The following is a 17145-nucleotide window of genomic DNA, read 5'->3' as shown; positions in this document are numbered from 1 at the left end:
TACGCGGCTACGCGGCTACGCGGCTACGCGCTCGACGACCAGCAGCGCGGCATCGTCCCGCAGGTCCCCGCCCGTGTGCCGGACCAGATCCGCGCCGAGCCCGTCCACCAGGCCGTCCAGCGGCGCGGCGGCCCGTTCGGAGACCCGTTCGGCGAACGGATGGAAGCGCCCCGCCGCGTCCCGGGCCTCGGTGAACCCGTCGGTGAGCAGCACCAGCCGCTCCCCCGCCCGGAACGGCAGCGTCTGGACCGCGTGTCCGGCCCCCACCAGATCGGCCATGCCGACAGGGGCACCGGGCCGCTCCGGCGGGCAGGAGCGTATCCGGCCGCCGGCGACGAGCAGGGGTTCGGGGTGCCCGCAGTGGACCACCCGGGCCACCGGCCCCTCGGGGATCTCCACCAGCAGGGCGGTGGCGAACCGTTCGGGCGTCTCGGCGCCCGGCAGCCGCGCGATGTGCTGCCGCGCGTCGTGCTCCAGCCGCCGGGCCACCTCCGTCAGCTGCTCCTCCTCGTACGCCGCTTCGCGGAAGGAGCGCAGCAGCAGCGCCGACGCCTCCACCGCGAGCATCCCCTTGGCCCGTACGTCGCCGATGAGCAGGCGGGTGCCGTACGGGCTGCGTACCGCGTCGTAGAGGTCGCCGCCGCTGCGGGGCGCGGTCCGTGCCGGAAGGTAGGTGCCGCGCAGTCGCAGGTCCCCGATCCGTCCGGGCAGCGGCCGCAGCAGGACCCGCTGCGCGGTCGCGGCCGAGATGTCGGCCCGGTCCAGCGCGCGCTGTCGCCGCCGTCGAACCGCGCTGCATACGAGGGCCGCCGGTGCGGCGGCCAGTACCGTGCACATCGCCGCTTCGGACACCGGACCGGCCGCAAGCCGACGGGGCTCCGGCGTACCGGTCGACACGGCCACGACGGCCAGCACGATCAGTACGAAGGCGAGGCCGGACAGCGCGCGCGGCAGCAGGGCGGTGAACCGGTGCCGCGCTCCCCCGGCAGGGCGCTCAGCGGTGTTCGGCGGCTGCTTGGACATGGGCTTCGTCCCTGGTGGTGATGGCGAGTTCGGTGGTGGTGTGGGCGGTACGACTGTGCGGGGGACGCGCCGTGCGGCGGCGGCCGCCCGCCACGTCGTACAGGGCCCGGTCGAGAAGCATCAGGAGCCGGTACTCGGCCACCCGGACGTCCAGGCTGTCGTGCCGGTCGCCGCACCGCTCGGCCAGTTCCCGCCACACCCGGCGCGTCGCGGGCAGCACCGGGTGCGGGCTGCCGCCCCGGCAGCCGCGGACGCACAGCGCGAGGCAGGTCAGCAGCCGGGCGCAGCCGGCCCGGAACTCCCGGTCCCACGCGTCCGGCCGTACCGCTGCGCCCGGACCGGCCTCCGCAGGGGCCGGGTGCTCCGACGCGGCAGGGCGCTCCGCCGCGAGATCGCCGAGCGCGCCGGCACACGCCTCCGCGTCGTGCGCCACGCGCTCCAGGCTCTTCAGGACCTCGCGGTCCAAGTGCCAGACGGCGTTCCGGTTCCGCGCGCGAACGTTCCAGCGCAAGCTCTCGTGCGCCTGACCGAGGGCGCTGCGGGCCCTGGCAGCGGTGTCCGCGACGCGGGCGGGCCACTGTGCGTCGAGGACCTCGTCGGGATGCCGTGCTTCCCGTACGGCGGTGGCCATGCCGTTGAGCACGCCGGCCAGTTCGTCCCGGAGGCGGTCGAGGGCGGACTCCGCGGCCCGCAGCCGCAGCGGCGGCGGCAGCAGGGCGTTGAAGAGCACCGCGACGGCGATGCCCACCCCGATCTCCAGCAGGTGCGGCAGGATCTGCCCGGCGTGGCTCGGTCCGAGCAGGAGGACGAACACCGCGGTGATCGGTACGTGCAGCCCGTGCGCTCCGAGGCGTCCGTTCCCGGCGGCCAGCAGGGACAACAGCAGGACGGCGCTCATGCTCAGCCACGTCGGTCCCACGAGGATCGCGGCGGGCAGGGCGATCAGGGCGCCGAGCGTGCACCCGGCCGCGTACTGGAGCCCCGCCGTGCACGAGCGGAAGACCGTCGGATGGACGACCAGCAGCGCGGCGACGACCGCCGGGCCCGGCTGCGGTGTCTCCCACACGCTGCGGCACAGCTGCCAGGCCAGTGCCGCCGCGACGGCGGCACGGACGGCGACCAGCCACCGGACCGCCCAGGGCCCGTCGCGGATCCGCGCCAGCCCCACCACCGCGTGTGCGGCTCGCGCCCGGCACCCGGGCGGCGCCGTTTTCTCCTCCCGCACGTGCACCCCTTCCGTCCGCGCTCCGGGATCGGCAGAACCAGCCGTCGACGGCGATTGCCACACCTTGTCTTGTCCGGTGCGTCTGCCGGTCATGCGGCCCTTGACGAAGAATTGCGGCAGCAGCGGGAAAAGGTGCCGTTCGACTGCACCCGACAGAAAAAGGTCCCGCGCATCCGGGAACAAAGTCCCGCCGCTCGCCCTCTCCCCGGGGCACCCGAAAAGCAGCTTCCGAATCCCCGCCGCGCTGCGAAGGGCACACCATGCGACTGATCAATTACGACGTACTGCGGGACCTCGTCCACGAACACCAGCGCCTCACCGGGAACGGCTTCCCGGCACGCGACAGAGAGTGCCGCCTGGAGGACGTGTCCTACACCCTCGGCGTCTACACCGGCCACCGCGACCCCGCCGCCGCCCTCCGCGAGGCCCGCCGTCTGCTCCGCGCGCACGACGCCGAATACCGGCGAGCGGCCTGAGCACGCGCTTCGGCCCGCCTCCTGCCCCGAGCAGGAGGCGGGCCGGAGCGCGTGGGGGCTCGTCACCGGCCGGTATCCCTCAGTTCGCTTCCAGCATTCCCTCCCGCAGCCTCGCGAGAATGCGGGTCAGCAGACGGGACACCTGCATCTGGGAGATACCGAGCTCCTTGCCGATCTCCGTCTGGGTGAGTTCGGCACCGAACCGCAGATGCAGAATCCGCCGTTCCCGTTCTTCGAGACCGTCCAGCAGCGGTTTGAGCGCCTGCACGTTCTCCGCCTTTTCCAGGGCGGGGTCCTCGTTCCCCAGGTATGCGGCGAGCATCCCTCCCGCGGAATGCGCGTCACTGTCCTCCGCCGGGGCGTCGAGGGAATCGGCGGAATACCCGTTGCCGGCGTACAGCCCCTCGATGACGTCCTCCTGGTCCATGTCGAGGTGCCGGGCCAGCTCCGCGGTGGTGGGCGCGCGATTCAGGTCGTGCGCCAGTTTCTCCCGGGCCCTGGCCAGGTCGATACGGAGTTCCTGGAGCCGGCGCGGCACATGGACGGCCCAGCTGGTGTCCCGGAAGTACCGTTTGATCTCCCCGACGATGTACGGCACGGCGAAGGCGCTGAACGGCGCCCCGCGCGCGAGGTCGAACCGGTCGATCGCCTTGATCAGCCCGATGGTCCCCACCTGCACCATGTCCTCGGTCTCCTCGGCACGGCTGCGGAACCTGCGGACCGCGTAGTGCACCAGGGACAGGTTCATCTCGACCAGGCAGTCCCGCGCGTACCGGCGGGCGGGATCGCCCTCGGGGAGTCCGGCCAGCCGCTCGAAGAAGATCTGGGACACCTCGCGGGCGTCCTGCGGGGTGACGGCTCCGGCGTCCTCCAGCCGGGGCAGCCCGGCCGGTCCGGTCGCGGGTCTGTCCCGTACGGGCGCGAGGTCGCTCATCACGCGGTCACCTGCCCGCCGGCCGCGGCCGTGCGCGGGTGGCGCACACGGAACCACACCCACTTCCCGGAGCGCGTCCGGTCGAAGCCCCAGCCGTCCGCGAGGGCCCCCAGGAGTTCCAGGCCGCGGCCGTCCTCGGCCAGCGGTCCGTCCGCGGTGCCGGTGGCCATCGGCACCGTACGGGCGGTGTCCCGGACCGCCGCGAAGAGGCTGCCGTCCGCCTCCCCGATCAGCATCAGCGGGATGTCGGGCGCGGCGGAGTGCCGTACGGCGTTGGCGACCACCTCGGACAGGCAGGTCCGGCCGTCGCCGAGCGCGTAGCGGTCGGGGTCCAGGACGGCGCAGACCGACTCCCGGGCCAGGCGGGGAGCCTGCGGGCCGGTCGGCAGCCGCATCCGCAGGGCGCGGACGCAGCCGTCGGTCGGGGCGCCGGGCGAGACGTCGGGCGAGGCGTCGGGCAAGGCGTCGGCGGGGGCACCGGCCGAGGCGCCGGCAGGGGCGTCGGCCGGGGTGTGGGGCAGGGGCATCGTGCGGGTCTTCCCTTCGGTGCCGCGATCGGGTTCCGGCACCCTCGGTGTGCCCGCCCCACGGCCCGGAACCCGGGGCTTACGTCCCCGCGTGCGGGACGTTGGCCCCGGCACCGTGACAGGCCGAGGGCCCGTACGCGGCTGCGTACGGGCCCTGGGTTCGTCACGGGCGGCGCGGCACGGACCCGCCGCGCCCCGCAGGGTCAGCCCTTGCGGGTCTTGACCTCGTCGGTGAGGGCCGGAACGACCTCGAACAGGTCGCCGACCACGCCGTAGTCGACCAGGTCGAAGATCGGCGCCTCGGCGTCCTTGTTGATGGCGACGATGGTCTTCGAGGTCTGCATGCCGGCGCGGTGCTGGATCGCGCCGGAGATGCCCGCCGCGATGTACAGCTGCGGCGAGACGGACTTGCCGGTCTGGCCGACCTGGTTGGTGTGCGGGTACCAGCCCGCGTCCACCGCGGCGCGCGAGGCGCCGACGGCCGCGCCGAGCGAGTCGGCGAGCGCCTCGATGACCGGGAAGTTCTCGGCGCCGTTGACGCCGCGGCCACCGGAGACCACGATCGCGGCCTCGGTCAGGTCCGGGCGGCCGGTGGACTCGCGCGGGGTGCGCGAGACGACCTTGGTGCCCTTGGAGGCGTCGGCGACGGTCACCGCGAGCTGCTCGACCGTGCCGGCGGCCGGTGCGGCCTCCGGGGCGGCGGAGTTGGGCTTGACGGTGATGACCGGGGTGCCCTTGGTGATGCGGGACTTGGTGGTGTACGAGGCCGCGAAGACGGACTGGGTGGCCACCGGGCCCTCGTCGCCGGCCTCCAGGTCGACGGCGTCGGTGATGATGCCGGAGCCGATGCGGACCGCGAGGCGGGCGCCGATCTCCTTGCCCTCGGTGGAGGACGGCAGCAGCACGGCGGCCGGGGAGACGGCCTCGTACGCGGCCTGGAGGGCGTCGACCTTCGGCGCGACCAGGTAGTCGGCGAACTCCGGCGCGTCGGCGGTCAGGACCTTGACCGCGCCGTGCTCGGCGAGCGTCGCGGCGGCGGTGTCGGCGCCGGGGCCGAGGTGCACGGCGACCGGCTCGCCGATGCGGCGGGCGAGGGTGAGCAGTTCGAGGGTGGGCTTGCGGACGGCGCCGTCCACGTGGTCGACGTAGACAAGGACTTCAGCCATGGGATTGCTCTCCTGCGGGAAAAGTGAGGGCGGTGGTGCGGACGGGTTTCCGGGGGCTCAGATGAACTTCTGGCCCGCGAGGAACTCGGCGAGCTGCTTGCCGCCCTCGCCCTCGTCCTTGACGATCGTGCCCGCGGTACGGGCGGGACGCTCGGCCGCTTCCTCGACCTTGGTCCAGGCACCCGCCAGGCCGACCTCGTCCGCCTCGATGTCCAGGTCGTCCAGCTCCAGGGACTCCACCGGCTTCTTCTTGGCGGCCATGATGCCCTTGAAGGAGGGGTAACGGGCCTCGCCCGACTGGTCGGTGACCGACACGACGGCCGGCAGCGACGCCTCCAGGTGCTCGGTGGCGGTGTCACCGTCCCGGCGGCCCTTGACGGTTCCGTCGGGGCCTCCGTCCACGGAGACCTCGGACAGCTGGGTCACCTGCGGCACGCCCAGGCGCTCGGCGAGCAGCGCGGGCAGCACGCCCATGGTGCCGTCGGTGGAGGCCATGCCGCAGACGACCAGGTCGTAGCCGGTCTTCTCGACGGCCTTGGCAAGTACGAGGGAGGTGCCGAGCGCGTCGGTGCCGTGCAGGTCGTCGTCCTCGACGTGCACGCCCTTGTCGGCACCCATGGACAGGGCCTTGCGCAGCGCGTCGTTGGCGTCCTCGGGGCCGACGGTCAGGACCGTGATCTCCGCGTCGCCGTCGGCGGCTTCCTTGATCTGCAGGGCCTGCTCGACCGCGTACTCGTCGAGCTCCGAGAGCAGGCCGTCCACGTCGTCGCGGTCGACGGTCAGGTCCTCGGCGAAGTGCCGGTCGCCGGTGGCGTCGGGCACGTACTTCACACAGACAACGATCCTCAGGCTCACGCCGGCTCTCCTACCTGCTTCGACTCTTCCGAACTGCCTTGTGCTGGCAGCATAGGCGCCTGTTGGGGCGGCTTCCGGTCGGACGGGTCTCCCGCGCCCACCGAAATATTACTCGCCAGTACATCCACCCCATTCCCCGGAAGCAAGGCCGTTGAACTGTGACGTTGCCAACGGGCACCGATGGGGTGGACGAGGCGCGCGGTCGGAACCGGCAGGGCGCGCGGAGCGTTGAGACGGCCGCCCGGCGCGCACCGGCGCGGGCTCAGTCGCGCAGGGCGTTGAAGCGGCCCTCGTGGTAGAGGAGCGGGCGGCTGCGGCCCGCCGTGCCGGCGTACCCCTCGGGGTCGCCCTCGACGACCTGGCCGAGCACGATCCGGTGGTCGCCGGCGGGAACCCGGGCCACCACCTCGCAGACCAGCCAGGCCAGCACACCGTCCAGCAGCGGCACGCCGTACGGGCCGGGGCGCCAGGAGGTCGGCGCGGCGAAGCGGTCGGCGCCGCTGCGGGCGAAGGTGGCGGCCAGCTCCCGCTGGTGCTCGCCCAGTATGTGCACGCCGACGTGCTCGGCCTCGGCGACCGTGGCCCAGCTGGAGGAGCCGGTACTGATGCCGAAGGACAGCAGCGGCGGATCGGCGGCAACCGAGGTCACGGAGGTGGCGGTGAAGCCGACCGGGCGGGCACCCGGCGCGGTGATCACGGCGACACCCGCCGCGTGCTGCCGGAAGACGGAGCGCAGCAGGTCGGGAGTGGCGGAACGGGGCGTACCGAGGGCGGCTGATGCCGTCATGGAGGTGTCCTTCTGCCGTGGTGTACGGGCCGGAGCGGCGCCGTCGCCGGCGCGGCCGAAGTCGTCGCTGCTCACGCGCCGGGACAGCGCACACCGACGGTGCGCCGGAGGTCCGCGTACGCGCGTCCGTGAAGGAGGGTGCCTGACCGCATGACGTCACCCTGACGATGCGTGTGCCGGGCAGTCAAGTGACGCCGGGCATCTGGGAGATCAATCACGGACCGCGGCCCCCAGAGCGGCGATGACATCGGCCTTGCGGGGCTGTCCGGCGGCCCGGCGCACCACCGCGCCGTCCCCGTCGAGCACCAGCACCGTGGGCGTGCGCTCGATCCGCAGCGCCCGCACCAGGTCCAGGTGCGCCTCCGCGTCGATCTCGACGTGCGCCACGCCGTCCACCATGCCGGCCACCTCGGCCAAGGTGCGCCGGGTGGCCCGGCAGGGCTGGCAGAAGGCGCTGGAGAACTGCACGAGCGTGGCCCGCTCCCCCAGCCCGGCGCCGACCTCGGCGGCGCCCAGCCGCGTCCCCACGTCCTGCCCTCGCACCCGTCACCCTCCCGTAGCGGCGGTGCGCGGCACACCGCGAAGCCCGTCGCACGGGCGCGGCGCCGCGCACCATCGGTCCTGTCGTCGACCGGTGCAGCGTCCGCGCGGCCGGATTCATTCCCGCCGTCCGCGCGGGCGAGGTGTACCTTCTGCCGCACAGGGCAACTGCATGTGGTGACCGCCACGTGACGAGAATCTCCCGGCAGCGGGGTCCCGTACGGTAGCCCCTGGGCCGCCGATCGGGCACGATCTCCCGAAAGCCGCATACTTACGGCTGCGTAACTTCTTCGCCGGGAGAACCCTCCCCAGGCACAGAAAAGGGGTCCCCGACATGGCAGAGCTCGTCTACCCGCCCGTCATCGGCGCCGCCCGCGCGGCGTTCAAGGCGCTCGACCTGAAGTTCGACATCGCCGGGGCCGACCACATCCCCCGGCGCGGCGGCGCGGTCCTGGTGAGCAACCACATCGGATACCTGGATTTCATCTTCTGCGGGCTGGCCGCCCGCCCCGCCAAGCGCCTGGTGCGCTTCATGGCCAAGGAGTCGGTCTTCCGGCACAAGGTGTCGGGCCCGCTGATGCGCGCGATGAAGCACATCCCGGTGGACCGTACGCAGGGCGTGCACGCCTACAAGCACGCGCTGACCGCCCTGCGCGGCGGCGAGATCATCGGCGTCTTCCCGGAAGCGACGATCTCGGAGTCCTTCACCCTGAAGACCTTCAAGTCGGGCGCGGCCCGGCTGGCGCAGGAGGCGGGCGTACCGCTGCTGCCGATGGCTCTGTGGGGCACCCAGCGCCTGTGGACCAAGGGCCACAAGCGTGACCTGGGCCGCAACCACTTCCCCATCACCATCCGGGTCGGCGAGCCGGTCGAGGCCTCCCCGGACGAGCAGACCGAGAAGATCACCGACCGGCTGCGCTCCCGCGTGCAGGACCTCCTGGAAGCGGCACAGCGCGCGTACCCGGTCCGCCCCAAGGGCCCGGAAGACACCTGGTGGGTCCCGGCCCACCTCGGCGGCACGGCTCCTGCGCCGGGGGCGACCGTCTGAGACGCGGCCGCCCGCCGCGTGCCGCGGTCACGCCCGCCCGCGATCAGCCGTGGTCACGTCCGGCAGCTCGGCTCGGGCATCTGCAGGGGCCGGATTGCCTTCGGCGCGCAGCAGGGCCGCCAGGGCGTGCGCTTTGGCGAAGCAGCTGCCGGTGCGCTGTTCCAGGACGTCGGAGGCGCGCCAGGTGACCGCGGGTGGATCAGCTCCACGAACCGCGAGCATAACCATGCGCCCGACCGAAAGGCAATGCCTTTCCGGCCGGGCGCATATTTATACGGCTACAGACACATGCTGTGCCTGGGCCAGGGCGTTTCTGGTGGATCTCCGTGGAGCACACTGAACGGCATTCGGTGCGTGCTCTCGGTGTGCGGTGTGAAGGGTCCTGTGGCGGAGCCACCTGTCTCTTTGCGCCGTGCGGCGAGTAGGGGTCCCCCCCTGCTCGAAGAGCTTGGGGGAGTGCCGAGCGTCGCGAGGCCGCAGAGATCCGGCCGCAGAGATCCGTCAGAAGCGCCCTAGCGGCCCATCTCCTCGCGCAGGGCGGCCAGCAGGCCGTCCACGTCCTCCTCCGTCGTGTCGAATGAGCACATCCAGCGGACGTCGCCCGCGGCCTCGTCCCAGAAGTAGAAGCGGTAGCGCTTCTGGAGCCGCTCGGTGACGTCGTGCGGCAGGCGCGCGAAGACGGCGTTGGCCTGGACGGGGTAGAGGATCTCCACGCCGTCCACCTCACGGACGCCGGCGGCGAGCCGCTGGGCCATGCTGTTGGCGTGCCGGGCGTTGCGCAGCCAGAGGTCGCGCGTGAGCAGCGCCTCCAACTGCACGGATATGAAACGCATCTTGGAGGCGAGCTGCATGGACATCTTGCGTACGTGCTTCATCGCCCGCACCGCGTCCGGATTGACGACCACCACGGCCTCGCCGAACAGCGCCCCGTTCTTCGTGCCGCCCAGGGAGAGCACGTCCACGCCGACCGCGTTCGTGAACGCCCGCATCGGCACGTCCAGCGACGCGGCCGCGTTGGCTATCCGCGCCCCGTCCATGTGCACCAGCATGTTGCGCTCGTGGGCGTGCTCGCAGATGGCCCGCACCTCGTCGGGGGTGTAGACCGTGCCCAGCTCGGTGTTCTGGGCGATCGAGACGATCTGCGGCATCGCGCGGTGCTCGTCGTCCCAGCCGTACGCCTCGCGGTCGATCAGCTCCGGGGTGAGCTTGCCGTCCTCGGTCGGTACGGTCAGCAGCTTCAGGCCGCCGACCCGCTCCGGGGCGCCGCACTCGTCCACGTGGATGTGCGCGGTGTCCGCGCAGATCACCGCGCCCCAGCGGTCGGTCATCGCCTGGAGGGCGACGACGTTGGCGCCGGTGCCGTTGAAGACCGGGAACGCCTCGGCGGTCTGCCCGAAGTGGCTGCGGACCGTCCGCTGGAGGGCTTCGGTGTACTCGTCCTCGCCGTAGGCGACCTGGTGGCCGCCGTTGGCGAGGGCGATCGCCGCCAGCACCTCCGGGTGGGCGCCGGCGTAGTTGTCGCTGGCGAAGCCGCGTACCGCCGGGTCGTGGCGCCGCCGGGCGTCGGTCTGCCGTGCGGTCACGCTTCGGGGGTCAGCCACAGACGCTGTCCATTCACTTCCTGGGCGGGCCGCTCCCAGACGCCACTGACGGCCTGGGCCAGGTCCTTGACGTCCGTGAAGCCCGCGAACTTGGCATTCGGGCGCTCGGCGCGCATCTGGTCGTTGACGAGCGCCTTGACCACCAGGATGGCAGCCGCCGCCTTGGGGCCGTCCTCTCCCCCCGCCTTGCGGAAGGCGTCGCCGAGAGCCAGCGTCCACGCCTCGGCGGCCGCCTTGGAGGCGGCGTACGCGGCGTTCCCGGCGGTCGGCTTGCTCGCGCCCGCCGCGCTGACCAGCAGGTAACGGCCGTTCCCCGACCGCTCCAACGGGCCCTGGAAGGCCAGCGAGGTGTGCTGGACCGTACGGATGAGCAGCTTCTCCAGCAGGTCCCAGTCCGCGAGGTCGGTCTCCGCGAAGGACGCGGAGCCGCGCCAGCCGCCGACCAGGTGCACCAGGCCGTCGATCCGGCCGAACTCCTTCTCCGTACGGCCGGCCCAGCCGCGGGTCGCGTCCAGGTCCAGCAGGTCCACGGTGTCGCCGGTGACGGTGGCGCCGCCGTGCGCGTACCGCGCGGCGTCCACGGCCTCCGCCAGCCGCGCGGCGTCCGCGTCGGCGGCGACCACGGTCGCCCCCGCCTCGGCGAGCCGCAGCAGCGTCGCCCGCCCCGCGGGACCCGCCGCCCCGGCCACCGCGATGACCGCGCCTTCCAGTGGTCCTTGGCCGTTCGTCGCAGTACTCATGTTCCTCGTCTCCTCGTGCTCCGGCGTGCCCTGTGTACCGCCGGCGCTCACACTGCCGCCAGTACGTCGCTGCCGGCCGTGATGCCCTTGGTGGAGGCAATCACGCCGCGCAGTTTCTTGGCGAGGGCCTCGTAGAACATGCTCAGCGGGAACTCGTCCGGCAGGACGTCGTCGACCAGCTTGCGCGGCGGCTTGTCGAGGTCGAGCGCGTCGGGGCCCTTGGCCCAGACGGAGCCGGGGTGCGGGGCGAGGTAGGTGGAGACGAGGTCGTAGGCGGCGAACCAGTGGACCAGCTTGGGGCGGTCGATGCCGTCCCGGTACAGCTTCCCGATCTCGTCGCACAGCTGGTTGGTGACCTGCGGGGCGCGCTCCCAGTCGATGTGGAGGGTGTTGTCCGTCCAGCGTACGACGTCGTGCTGGTGGAGGTAGGCGAAGAGCAGCTGGCCGCCGAGGCCGTCGTAGTTGCGCACCCGGTCACCGGTGACGGGGAAGCGGAACATCCGGTCGAAGATCACCGCGTACTGCACGTCGCGGGCCTGGCGGAAGCCTTCGGCCTCCAGCTTGACGGCCTCCTTGAAGGCGGTCAGGTCGCAGCGCAGCTCCTCCAGGCCGTACATCCAGAACGGCTGCCGCTGCTTGATCATGAAGGGGTCGAACGGCAGGTCGCCGTGGCTGTGGGTGCGGTCGTGCACCATGTCCCAGAGCACGAACGCCTGCTGGCAGCGGTCCTGGTCGGCGAGCATCTCGCGGATGTCGGCGGGCAGTTCGACGCCCAGCGTCTCGACGGCGGCCTCGCTGACCCGGCGGAAGCGGGCGGCCTCGCGGTCGCAGAAGATGCCGCCCCAGGTGAAGCGCTCGGGAGCCTCGCGCACGGCGATGGTCTCCGGGAAGAGGACGGCGGAGTTGGTGTCGTACCCGGCGGTGAAGTCCTCGAAGGTGATGCCGCAGAACAGCGGGTTGTCATAACGGGTGCGCTCCAGCTCCGCCAGCCACTCGGGCCAGACCATGCGCAGCACGACCGCCTCGAAGTTGCGGTCCGGATTGCCGTTCTGCGTGTACATGGGGAAGACGACCAGGTGCTGGAGGCCGTCGACGCGCTCCCGCGCGGGCTGGAAGGCCAGCAGCGAGTCCAGGAAGTCGGGCACGGCGAAGCCGCCGTCGGCCCAGCGGCGCAGGTCGGACACGAGCGCCAGGTGGTAGGCGGCGTCGTGCGGGAGCAGCGGCGCCAGCTCCTCGATGGCCGATATGGCGCGCTCGACCTCACGCCGGACGTCGTCGGCGCGAGGCGCGCCCTCGGCGTCGAGGTCGATCGAGCCGTCCTTGGACTGCCACGGGCGGATGGCCTCGATGGCGTCCTTGAGCACCGGCCACGCCGGATGCGCGACCACACGCTCTGCGGTCCCGATGCCCCCCTGGGCACCCACAGGCGAAAGAATTTCCGTCATGACTACCCTCCGGCAGGAGATCCTGTTGTGCGGACACGGTATCCACGGCTCCTCCGTGACCTCAAGAGCCGCAGGAAAAAATCTTTCGCTAAACCCCCATGGTCACGCTTCTTTTTCCTGTCCCTTCAGGAGGAGGCTGGACTTTCTGTCTGCCTGACGTGTGCCTGCCGCGCTTCCTCCAGTGCGTAGCAGCACGTATCAGTACGTACCCCTCAACACTCGCCCCACCCGGAACGGCGCGCCCGCTGGAACGTTCGCCCGACGCCCGGGGCGGCCGGCGGGAGCGGTGGCCGCCCCATGGCGAGCGGGTGGATCCGGCCGATTCCCGTCCGCCCGCCGCGCCGCTCCCGTACGGCTCCGTCCCGTACGGACCACCGCGCACACCCGGCGCCCGGGCCCGCCAACTGGGCCTCGGTGTCGAAGGGCTGCGATACGGCACCTCCCCCGCACCGCGGCGCCCGCGGCGCGGGCTTGACCGGTTCCTGTCACTCCCCTGTCGCCACGGCCCGCCGTACGGACCGTCCCGGCCGCCCCGCACCCTTCCGAAGCGCCCCGCCGGCCCGCCGCGTCAGCGTACGGAGGACTCGCCCACGCACGAGTGAGCCGCATTCCGGGCGGAAGTCCCCGGCCGGAGGGGCGCGACGCACCGGCGCACGCCCCTCGCCACGCCGCCGGCCGCCGCGAGCCCCGACGCCACCCCGGTTTTCCCGCCGCCGGCGGGTGCGGCGGCAGACCTGACAAGTCCCCGTTCCGGCCACCTCGGAGCGCTGTCCGACATCGATTCCGGCGTCCCGGGCGCCCGTTAGGCTGTGCGCCGTTTCGAAAGCGCAGCCGGTGGGCCCGCGCTCGGCACCGGTCCGGCAGCCGGGGCCCACGGCCGGTACCGGTCTGCCGGCACCCCCGACAGAAACGAGGCAGCCTTGTCCTTTCTCACCATCGGACACCGCGGGATGATGGGCGTCGAACCGGAGAACACCCTGCGCTCGTTCGTCCGGGCCGAACGCGAGGGTCTCGACGTCATCGAGCTGGACCTGCACCTGAGCAAGGACGGCGCGCTCGTGGTCATGCACGACGCGGACGTGGACCGCACGACCGACGGGACCGGGCCGGTCGCCGACCGCACCCTGGCCGAGCTGCGCGAACTGGACGCCGGCGACGGCGAGCGGGTCCCGGTGTTCGAGGAGATCGTGGACGCGGTACGGGCGCCGCTCCAAGCCGAGATCAAGGACGCGGCCGCCGCCCGGGCACTCGCCGACGTGCTGCGCGCCCGCGACCTGACCGCCCGGGTCGAGGTGATCTCCTTCCACGACGAGGCGCTGGCCGCGGTCGCCCGGCTGCTGCCCGGCGTACGGACCGCGCTGGTCGCCGAGGACTACGGCATCGACGTGGTGGACCGTGCGCGGGCCGTGGGCGCCTCGGCGCTCTCCCTCGACATCCGCAGGCTGACCCTGGAGCTGGTGGAACGGGCCCACACCGCGGGGCTGCGCGTGCTCGGCTGGACCGTCAACACCCACGACCAGCTCCGGCTCAGCCGCGGCCTGGGGCTGGACGGCGTGGTGACCGACTTCCCCGAGATCCGGCGGGCGGTGCGGTTCACGGCCTGAGGCCCGGGGCGGCGGCGCGGTGCGGCGCGGGCGGGCCGCCGCAGGGTGGGCGGTACGGGCGGGCTGCCGCGGTACGGGCGGCCCGCCCGGCGCCTCAGACGAGCGTCTTGACCAGCAGCTCGAACTCCAGGTCCGCGCGCTGCGGGATGCCGAACCGCTCGTCGCCGTACGGGAACGGGAACATCGTGCCGGTACGCCGGTAACCGCGCCGCTCGTACCAGGCGATCAGCTCGTCCCGCTGCCGGATGACCGTCATCCGCATCTCGGCCGCGTCCCACTCGGCGCGTGCCGTGCGCTCCGCCTCGGCCATGACGACCTTGCCGAAGCCGCCGCCCTGGAGCCCGGGCCGGACCGCGAACATTCCGAAGTACACGTGGTCGCCACGGTGTTCCAGCTGGCAGCAGGCGACGATCTCCCCCGCGTTCTCGGCGAGCAGCAGCCGGCTGTCCGCGTCGCGCACGACGGCCGTGACCCCCTCCGGGTCGGTGCGCCGGCCTCCCAGCAGGTCCGCCTCGGTGGTCCAGCCGGCCCGGCTCGCGTCGCCGCGGTAGGCGGACTCGATCAGCTCGACGACCGCCGGGACGTCGGCTTCGGTGGCGGTTCTGTAGGTCAGCTCGACGGTCGGCATCGGCGGGTGTCCTCTCGGGTGGCGTGCGGCGCGGCGTACGGGCGCCGGCGCCGGGGCGCCGCACGGTACGGCCGTACCGGAGGCTAACAAGAGGCACCGGGCCACCACCCAGCCCGCCCTGAGGCGTAGGGTCCGCAGCATGGTGCATGTACTGAGCAGCAGGGTGCTGGTGCGGCCGTCCGACCCCGAGCGGTCGCGGGAGTTCTACGGCAGCGCGCTGGGCCTGGAGGTCTACCGCGAATTCGGTACCGGCCCCGAGCGCGGAACGGTCTACTTCCTCGGCGGCGGCTTCCTGGAGGTCTCCGGCCGATCCCCCGAGCCCCCTACGGCCACGCTCCAGCTCTGGCTCCAGGTCGCCGACGCCACCGCGGCACACGAGGAGCTGGCGGCCCGTGGAGTGCAGATCCTGCGTCCCCCGGTGCAGGAGCCGTGGGGCCTGATCGAGATGTGGATCGCGGACCCGGACGGCCACCGCATCGTGCTGACCGAGGTCCCGGCGGACCACCCGTTGCGGTACCGGCCCGGCATCTGACCCAGGCGGCCCCGGCCTGCCGCCGCGGCCCTCCCCGCGCATGCTCCCCGCTGTGCGCCCATGCGCTCCCGATGCCGGGTTTCCTGCGGGCGTCCGCGAGCCGTCCCCGGGGCACGATGCCGCTGTACCGGGCCGCACGACGCCGCGCCGCGCGCGTCGCCCGCGTGCGACCGCCGTACGGGCTCTCGGGGAGGACGCCGTGCACGGACCGCCATGGGTCGGCTGGCTGCTGGTACTGCTGTGTGCCGGAGCCGGCGCGTACTGCCTGTCGAGCGTACGGCGCGGTACGGCCGCGCAGCGACGGGAAGCACGCGGTGAGGCGCTGATGGGGCTGGGCATGGCGGCGATGGCTGTGCCCGCCACGGCCGTGGTGCAGCCACCCTGGACGCCCTGGATTTTCGCGGCCGTCTTCGGTGCCGCCGGCCTGTGGGCGCTGCTGCGCAGGCACCCGCACCACGCGGTGGGCGCCGCGGCGATGGTCTACATGTCCCTGGCGATGGTGTCCGTCCCCGGCGGCGGGCCCGGCGGCGGTGGACACGCGGCGCACGCGGGGCCCGTGGGACACATGGGATCGCCGGGCACCGGCGGCCTTCCGCTGTTCACGGTGCTGCTACTGGCGTACTACGCCGTGTACGTCGTCGCCGCCGGCGTACGACTGGCGCCGGCAGCCGCTCCCGGCGCGGCGGACAGCACCACGAAAGCCCCGGCGCGAGCTTCCTGGCCGGAGGTCGTGGGAGCGTGCCGGGTCGCGATGGGCATCGGTATGTTCGCGATGCTGCTGGCCCTCTGAGTCCCGGACGTCGTGGTATACGTCACTTCCGGGGCGGTATCGCACCTCACGCGGACCGCGCGCTCATAGGCTGACGCCATGATGGTCCCTCTCGCGCTGATGATGCTCGGCGCGCTGGTCGCGGCGACGGCGCCGCGCCTGATGGCCCGCGCCGACTGGCCCGACCGCGAACCGGTGCTCGCCCTGTGGGTGTGGCAGTGCGTGGTCGCCACCGTACTGCTGTGCTGCGCCCTCGCGATGTCCCTCTTCGGCGCCGCCGCGTGGGAAGCCGTACGCAGCCACCTCTTCGGCCATGCGCCACGTGTCGTCGTCGAGGCGTACGCCCTCAAGGACTACGGCCCGTGGTCCGGCGTACTGGCCGCGATACTGGCGGGCGGCGGCGCGTGGACGGCCGTCATGCTCACCCGTGAGGTGCGCGGCGCCCGCGCACGGCGGCGGCTGCGGCGCGCCGACCTGCTGCGGCGCTCCCCGCTGCTGCCCGGCGAGGAGCCCTCGGGCGACCGGCTCGTGGTCCTCGAAGGCGACCGCCCCGAAGCGTGGTGGCTGCACGGCGCGACGCCTCAACTGGTCGTCACCACCTCGGCGTTGCGCCGGCTGAAAGGCCGTCAGCTCGACGCGCTGATCGCCCACGAGCAGGGCCACGCGCGGGCCCGCCACGACGTGCTGCTGTACTGCGCCTCGGCGCTCGCCGTCGGATTCCCGCAGGTCCCGGTCTTCGCGGCGTTCCGCGACCAGGTGCACCGGCTGGTCGAGCTGGCCGCCGACGACGTGGCGTCACGCCGCTTCGGCCGGCTGACGATCGCCCTGGCCCTGGTCGAACTCAACGAGGACCGCGGGGTGTTCGGCCCTTGCCCCACCCAGTGCGCCCAGCTCCCCCACCGCGTCCACCGCCTGCTCGCCCCGGCCCCGCGCTTCACCCCCGGCCGCCGTCTGCGCATGACGGCCGTCGCGGCCCTCGTCCCGGCGATCCCGGTCCTGGTGACCTTCGTGCCGGGGCTGAGCGCGCTGACGTACTGAGGGGCGAGGGGAAAGGGGCGAGGGCGAGGGCGAGGGGCGAGGGGCGAGGGGCGCACCGAGGGGCCACGGGCGCGGGGGCGTGAGCGCACCGGCGTACTGAGGCGGTTCGGGCGTACACGACCGGGCACGCGCTGCCGTACGAACACACCCCCGTACGGAGGCTCCCTGGCCCCACCCCGCATACCTCCGCGAGGATTCCCCCATGCC

General features: G+C 72.9%; 17 protein-coding genes and 2 pseudogenes. 6 read left to right on the top strand and 13 right to left on the bottom strand.

The features are described from left to right. Positions 1–15: 15 nt before the first annotated feature. A complete protein-coding gene (locus JXZ78_RS27975) occupies positions 16–1023 on the bottom strand; it encodes a PP2C family protein-serine/threonine phosphatase (RefSeq protein WP_050502043.1) in 1008 nt (335 codons plus the stop codon). Further along, positions 995–2248, bottom strand: coding sequence for an FUSC family protein (locus JXZ78_RS27970; protein ID WP_167745380.1), 1254 nt, complete (start codon positions 2246–2248; stop codon positions 995–997). The genes JXZ78_RS27975 and JXZ78_RS27970 overlap by 29 nt, the downstream gene beginning before the upstream one ends. Positions 2249–2508: 260 nt before the next feature. Between JXZ78_RS27970 and JXZ78_RS40420 the strand changes: the two genes are divergently transcribed. Then, positions 2509–2724, top strand: coding sequence for a DUF5133 domain-containing protein (locus JXZ78_RS40420; RefSeq protein ID WP_030017768.1), 216 nt, complete (start codon positions 2509–2511; stop codon positions 2722–2724). A 79-nt stretch (positions 2725–2803) separates the two neighbouring features. Here JXZ78_RS40420 and JXZ78_RS27960 read toward each other — a convergent pair whose 3' ends face one another. The 6 genes and pseudogenes from JXZ78_RS27960 to JXZ78_RS27935 form a co-directional block, all read right to left on the bottom strand. Next, positions 2804–3658: an RNA polymerase sigma factor SigF gene (locus JXZ78_RS27960; RefSeq protein ID WP_030017769.1), complete on the bottom strand. Its 855-nt coding sequence runs from the start codon at positions 3656–3658 to the stop codon at positions 2804–2806. Next, positions 3658–4185 carry an ATP-binding protein gene (locus JXZ78_RS27955; RefSeq protein WP_050502044.1) on the bottom strand — a complete coding sequence of 176 codons (528 nt, stop codon included), beginning with the start codon at positions 4183–4185 and terminating at the stop codon, positions 3658–3660. Before JXZ78_RS27955 ends, JXZ78_RS27960 begins: the two co-directional genes overlap by 1 nt. A gap of 203 nt (positions 4186–4388) precedes the next feature. Next, positions 4389–5351, bottom strand: a complete 963-nt coding sequence (locus JXZ78_RS27950) for an electron transfer flavoprotein subunit alpha/FixB family protein (RefSeq protein ID WP_030017771.1) — start codon at positions 5349–5351, stop codon at positions 4389–4391. Between the two features lie 57 nt (positions 5352–5408). Beyond that, a complete protein-coding gene (locus JXZ78_RS27945; RefSeq protein WP_078623958.1) occupies positions 5409–6206 on the bottom strand; it encodes an electron transfer flavoprotein subunit beta/FixA family protein in 798 nt (265 codons plus the stop codon). 262 nt (positions 6207–6468) lie between these two features. After that, on the bottom strand, positions 6469–6993 hold the full coding sequence (locus JXZ78_RS27940; protein WP_030017773.1) for a flavin reductase family protein: 525 nt from the start codon (positions 6991–6993) through the stop codon (positions 6469–6471). A gap of 210 nt (positions 6994–7203) precedes the next feature. Continuing rightward, positions 7204–7609, bottom strand: a pseudogene (locus JXZ78_RS27935) (thioredoxin family protein). 258 nt (positions 7610–7867) lie between these two features. On the opposite strand from JXZ78_RS27935, the gene JXZ78_RS27930 reads away from it, so the two are divergent. After that, positions 7868–8581: a lysophospholipid acyltransferase family protein gene (locus JXZ78_RS27930; protein WP_030017775.1), complete on the top strand. Its 714-nt coding sequence runs from the start codon at positions 7868–7870 to the stop codon at positions 8579–8581. A gap of 90 nt (positions 8582–8671) precedes the next feature. Here the strand turns inward: JXZ78_RS27930 and JXZ78_RS27925 are convergent. The 4 genes and pseudogenes from JXZ78_RS27925 to JXZ78_RS27910 form a co-directional block, all read right to left on the bottom strand. Further along, positions 8672–8776 (bottom strand): annotated as a pseudogene (locus tag JXZ78_RS27925) (transglutaminase domain-containing protein); the annotation flags it as partial. A gap of 317 nt (positions 8777–9093) precedes the next feature. Beyond that, positions 9094–10164, bottom strand: coding sequence for a threonine aldolase family protein (locus tag JXZ78_RS27920; RefSeq protein WP_238783425.1), 1071 nt, complete (start codon positions 10162–10164; stop codon positions 9094–9096). Continuing rightward, positions 10161–10922, bottom strand: coding sequence for an SDR family NAD(P)-dependent oxidoreductase (locus JXZ78_RS27915; protein ID WP_030017777.1), 762 nt, complete (start codon positions 10920–10922; stop codon positions 10161–10163). The genes JXZ78_RS27920 and JXZ78_RS27915 overlap by 4 nt, the downstream gene beginning before the upstream one ends. A gap of 47 nt (positions 10923–10969) precedes the next feature. Next, positions 10970–12367: a DUF6421 family protein gene (locus tag JXZ78_RS27910; protein ID WP_238783424.1), complete on the bottom strand. Its 1398-nt coding sequence runs from the start codon at positions 12365–12367 to the stop codon at positions 10970–10972. A gap of 920 nt (positions 12368–13287) precedes the next feature. On the opposite strand from JXZ78_RS27910, the gene JXZ78_RS27905 reads away from it, so the two are divergent. Next, positions 13288–13971 carry a glycerophosphodiester phosphodiesterase gene (locus tag JXZ78_RS27905; protein WP_030017780.1) on the top strand — a complete coding sequence of 228 codons (684 nt, stop codon included), beginning with the start codon at positions 13288–13290 and terminating at the stop codon, positions 13969–13971. A 94-nt stretch (positions 13972–14065) separates the two neighbouring features. Here the strand turns inward: JXZ78_RS27905 and JXZ78_RS27900 are convergent, their stop codons facing one another. Next, positions 14066–14599 carry a GNAT family N-acetyltransferase gene (locus JXZ78_RS27900; protein ID WP_030017781.1) on the bottom strand — a complete coding sequence of 178 codons (534 nt, stop codon included), beginning with the start codon at positions 14597–14599 and terminating at the stop codon, positions 14066–14068. A 139-nt stretch (positions 14600–14738) separates the two neighbouring features. On the opposite strand from JXZ78_RS27900, the gene JXZ78_RS27895 reads away from it, so the two are divergent. The 3 genes from JXZ78_RS27895 to JXZ78_RS27885 all read left to right on the top strand — a co-directional run bounded on the left by JXZ78_RS27895 (position 14739) and on the right by JXZ78_RS27885 (position 16938). Beyond that, positions 14739–15131, top strand: a complete 393-nt coding sequence (locus JXZ78_RS27895; RefSeq protein WP_030017783.1) for a VOC family protein — start codon at positions 14739–14741, stop codon at positions 15129–15131. A 199-nt stretch (positions 15132–15330) separates the two neighbouring features. After that, positions 15331–15921 carry a DUF5134 domain-containing protein gene (locus JXZ78_RS27890; protein ID WP_030017784.1) on the top strand — a complete coding sequence of 197 codons (591 nt, stop codon included), beginning with the start codon at positions 15331–15333 and terminating at the stop codon, positions 15919–15921. Between the two features lie 78 nt (positions 15922–15999). Next, positions 16000–16938, top strand: coding sequence for a M56 family metallopeptidase (locus tag JXZ78_RS27885; RefSeq protein ID WP_030017785.1), 939 nt, complete (start codon positions 16000–16002; stop codon positions 16936–16938). Positions 16939–17145: the final 207 nt, after the last annotated feature.

Source organism: Streptomyces monomycini (genome assembly GCF_022271435.1).
Classification (GTDB): Bacteria; Actinomycetota; Actinomycetes; order Streptomycetales; family Streptomycetaceae; genus Streptomyces; species Streptomyces monomycini.
This window is presented reverse-complemented; position numbering and strand designations above follow the sequence as displayed.